General features: G+C 33.5%; 2 protein-coding genes. Both read right to left on the bottom strand.

Annotated elements, in window-relative coordinates; all coding sequences use genetic code 11:
• Positions 1–111 precede the first annotated feature (111 nt).
• Positions 112–3,561, bottom strand: coding sequence for a pyruvate carboxylase (gene pyc, locus CN514_RS24015; protein ID WP_098234728.1), 3,450 nt, complete (start codon positions 3,559–3,561; stop codon positions 112–114).
• A gap of 80 nt (positions 3,562–3,641) precedes the next feature.
• On the bottom strand, positions 3,642–4,784 hold the full coding sequence (locus CN514_RS24010; protein WP_098234727.1) for an FtsW/RodA/SpoVE family cell cycle protein: 1,143 nt from the start codon (positions 4,782–4,784) through the stop codon (positions 3,642–3,644).
• Between the last annotated feature and the right edge of the window lie 49 nt (positions 4,785–4,833).

Genomic DNA, 4,833 nt, shown 5'->3' with positions numbered 1-4,833 from the left:
TCTTCTTCCACTTAATTGTAGAAGAAATACCTTTTTTTACATTTACAATTAAAGCGAAGAAGAGTTGCCCTTTAACTGCAGCTTCTCTAACTTCGCTCTACATTTTACTTTTTATCTTTGATCTAGTTCTATTAGAAGATCACCTGTAGAAATACTTTCTCCTGATGTAATCAGAATGTCTCTTATTACACCTGTAAATGGAGATTGGACAGTTGTTTCCATTTTCATCGCTTCTGTAATTGCTAAAGTTTGACCTTTTTCAACTACATCGCCCTTTTTAACAAGTACATTTAAAACAGTACCTGGCATTGTTGCGTTAATATGGTTTGGATTACTAGTGTCCCCTTTTCTTTTTTGAACGACAGTAGATTTGACAGAGTAATCTTTAACTACTATTTCTCGAGGCTGACCATTTAATTCAAAGTAGATAACTCTTGTTCCATCAGGCTGAGCTTGACCAATCGAAACAAGTTTAACAATCAGTGTTTTACCACGTTCAATATCTACTTTAATCTCTTCATCTAATTTCATACCATGGAAGAAAGAAGGTGTATCAAGTACAGATAAATCACCATAGCTTTCTACATTTTTTTGATAGTCCATAAATACTTTAGGATATAGGCAATAAGCTAGTATATCAAAATTAGTAACCTGGCGATTTAATGTCTTGAATAAATACTCCTCAACATCTTTAAAATCGATCGGTTTTAATGACTCACCAGCTCTTTCAGTTAATGGCTGTCTGCCTTTTAAGATTATACGTTGTAAGCTCTTTGGAAATCCTCCATGAGGTTGTCCCAATTTCCCTTCAAAAAACTCTATTACTGAATCAGGAAAATCGATATTTTCTCCTTTTTCATAAACAGAATCTTCATCTAAATTATTTTGAACCATAAACAATGCCATATCTCCAACTACTTTAGAAGATGGTGTTACTTTAACGACATCTCCAAATAGTTGATTTACCCTGCCATACATATCCTTAACTTCTTCAAATCGGTCTCCTAAACCAACACCTTTAGCTTGTTGTTTTAAGTTAGAATACTGACCACCTGGCATTTCATGTTGATAAACCTCTGTATGAGGTGAAACCATACCACTTTCAAAACTACTATAATATTTACGAACGCCCTCCCAGTAGGTTGATAACTGCTCTAAGCCGTTAATATTTAAGTTTGTCTCGTTATTTGAACCTTTTAGAGCATAATATAAGCTATTTGCACTTGGCTGAGATGTTAATCCAGACATACTTCCAATTGCGATGTCTACAACATCTATGCCAGCTTCGATTGCTTTTACATATGTGTATAAACCATTTCCACTCGTATCATGAGTATGTAAGTGGATTGGTAGATCTACAGTATCCTTCAACTCACTAATTAACGTATAAGCAGCCTGAGGCTTTAATAAACCAGCCATATCTTTAATAGCTAAAATATGAGCACCAGCCGATTCTAAATCCTTTGCAAGCTCTTTATAATACGCTAGATTATATTTTGTTCTAGTTGGATCTAATATATCTCCTGTGTAACAAATCGATGCCTCAGCAAGCTTTCCGCTCTCTCTTACAGCATCTATTGCGACTTCCATCCCTTTAATCCAATTTAGACTATCAAATATTCTAAATACATCGATTCCTGCTTGAGCCGATGCTTCAATAAACTTTTTAACAAGATTATCAGGGTAATTTTTATATCCAACTGCATTTGATCCACGTAAAAGCATTTGGAATAATACATTTGGAACTTTTTCTCTTAAATTTAATAATCTTTCCCATGGATCTTCATTTAAGAAACGATACGCTACATCGAAAGTCGCCCCGCCCCACATTTCCATAGAGAACAAATTCGGTAATAATTTTGACGTTTGTTCTGCTACTGTAACTAGGTCTTTTGAACGAATTCTCGTTGCAAGCAGTGATTGGTGAGCATCCCTAAATGTTGTGTCTGTAAATAAAACATCCGGTTGATTTTTTAACCACTTCGAAAATTCATCTGCCCCTAATTTATCTAGTAATTGTTTCGTTCCACTTTCTGCACTTTTAATATGATTTACATTTGGAATGATAATATCATCATAAGCTGGTTTTTCTTTAACCGATATACCTGGAAATCCATTTACTGTTACATTGCCGATATAATTTAATAATTTTGTTCCTCGGTCTCTTCTTTTTGCAAAAACAAATAATTCAGGAGATGAATCTACAAATGAAGTATTATACTCACCAGACAAGAAATCTGGGTGTGTCGTAACATTTTCTAAAAATGGAATATTAGTTTTAATACCACGGATACGGAATTCTTTTAAATTTCGATTTAACTTCGCAATTGCACCTTCGAATGTCAATGCATGAGTCGTTACTTTTACTAATAATGAATCATAGTAAGGTGTAATAACTGCACCTTGGAAGCTGTTACCCGTGTCTAACCTTACACCAAAACCTCCACCTGAACGATATGCCATAATTTTTCCTGTATCAGGCATAAAATTATTTAGTGGGTCCTCAGTTGTAACACGTGCTTGAATCGCAAAACCAATTCTTGGTATCTCATCTTGTAATGGAATTCCTACTTTATCACTATGTAAACTATTTCCTTGTGCAATTAAAATCTGTGTTTGAACAATATCAATTCCTGTAATCATTTCAGTAATTGTATGTTCAACTTGTACGCGTGGGTTAACCTCAATAAAATAAAAATCATTACCCGAAACTAAGAATTCAACTGTACCAGCATTTACATATTCTACTTCTTTCATCAATTTAACAGCTGCATCACAAATTCTATTTCTTAACTCTTCACTAATCGAAGTACATGGTGCAACTTCAACTAATTTTTGATGTCTTCTTTGAATTGAACAATCGCGTTCAAACAAATGAATGATATTCCCTTGGTTATCTCCTAATATTTGAACTTCAATATGCTTTGGATTTTCAATAAACTTCTCTACATAAACTTCATCATTACCAAAAGCAGCTTTTGCTTCAGACTTAGCACGCTCGTATGCATCTTTTAATCCTGCATTTGTACGGACAATCCTCATTCCACGACCGCCACCACCTAGAGCAGCTTTAATAATAATCGGGAATCCATAAGTTTCACCAAACTCCCTTACATCATCTAATGAGTGTACTGGACCATTGCTCCCTGGAATGATTGGCAAATTAGCTTGAAGAGCTTGCTGCTTTGCTTTAATTTTATCTCCAAAAATATCTAAGTGTCTTGAATATGGCCCGATAAAAATAATGCCCTCTTCTTCACATCTCTGAGCAAATTTAATATTTTCTGATAAGAATCCATATCCTGGATGGATTGCATCTACATTGTTTTTCTTTGCAATTTCAATAATACCTTCAATATCTAGATAAGCATCAATTGGTTTTTTACCTTTTCCAACTATGTATGCTTCGTCAGCTTTATAACGGTGATATGACCCTTCATCTTCTTTAGAATAAATACCAACTGTTCTAATTCCTAACTCAGTGCATGCTCGAAATACTCGAATTGCAATTTCACCTCGGTTAGCAACAAGAACTTTTTTAATCTGTTTCGTGTAAGTCATTTGTAAGCCTCCTGTATTTATGAAAGATAATTATCAATAAATTAAGAATAAACTTTTTTCAAAATGCATTTTTGAAGATTTTATAAAGTTTCTTTATGAATCTTATTTCGTATTGAAATATTCATTAAAATACCAACCATAGAAAGCATAACGATTAACGAAGTTCCTCCATAACTAACAAAAGGTAACGGAACACCCGTAAGTGGAATTAACGAAGTAACTCCTCCAATATTTACAAATGATTGAATGACGATGATTGCACTAATCCCTGTAGCTAATAATGAATCAAAAGAATCCTTTGATTGATGAGCTATTAACAATCCACGCCAAACAATTATGAATATACATAAAATAACTACAATTACACCTATTAAACCTGTTTCTTCACCGATTATAGCTAGAATAAAGTCGGTATGAGGCTCAGGTAAGTAACCTAGTTTTTGAATACTTTTTCCTAATCCAACTCCAGTAAGCCCACCATTGGCAAATGCTATAAGTGAATTTACGATTTGAAATCCGATACCCTGTGCATAGTCAAAAGGATTTCGGAAAGCTAAAAATCGATTAACTTGTACATCTGTTAAACCGATCCCTAAACTAATACAAATACTAATTAATGGATATAGTAATCCAATTCCACCAACGAATAAGAGTATTAATCTCTTTACAATAAAACCACTACAAAACGAAACTACAGCACAAGTACCGATTATTAATAAGGCTGTACCTGTATCTGGTTGTAATCTCAATAGGATGATATAAATAGCTACTATGGTCCATGGAGCAAATAGCATTTTCCAGTTCTTTGTAATTCGTTTTTGTCTTTTGGAGTACCATCCTGCTAAAAGAACGATTGATCCGAATTTGATTAGCTCGGCTGGTTGAATTCCGAATACCCAGCTTTTTGCATTATTTCGTACTTCACCAAACAATAGAACTGCAATAAGTAATACTATACTTACAGCTACATTTAATATCATGGCAATTCTTTTTCTAAAGAAAGATGCAGGTAAAAACATTAAAAAAACAAATGCAAACATCCCTACTTCAAAGGCAACTAATTGCTTATGAAAGAAATAGTCACTTGGCCAATGTTCACTTTGATAACGAATTGATGGTAATGGTGAGCTTGCACTATACACCATAATTAATCCAAATAAACATAACACTAATAATGGAACAAAAATCATATAATCAATATTTTTCAAATATTTTTTTAACATTACTTAATCATCCCTGCTTTGATTAATTATACTTTATGTATTCAACTAT

The sequence above is a fragment of the Bacillus sp. AFS001701 genome (genome assembly GCF_002559405.1).
Lineage (GTDB): Bacteria > Bacillota > Bacilli > Bacillales > Bacillaceae_G > Gottfriedia.
Note: the sequence above shows the minus strand (reverse complement) of the source record. Positions and strands in the feature narration are given on the sequence as shown.

What these genes read in the sequence shown, in the direction of transcription:
- pyc (WP_098234728.1), bottom strand. Translation starts at nt 3,561, where the DNA reads ATGACTTACACGAAACAGATTAAAAAAGTTCTTGTTGCTAACCGAGGT.
- CN514_RS24010 (WP_098234727.1), bottom strand. Translation starts at nt 4,784, where the DNA reads ATGTTAAAAAAATATTTGAAAAATATTGATTATATGATTTTTGTTCCA.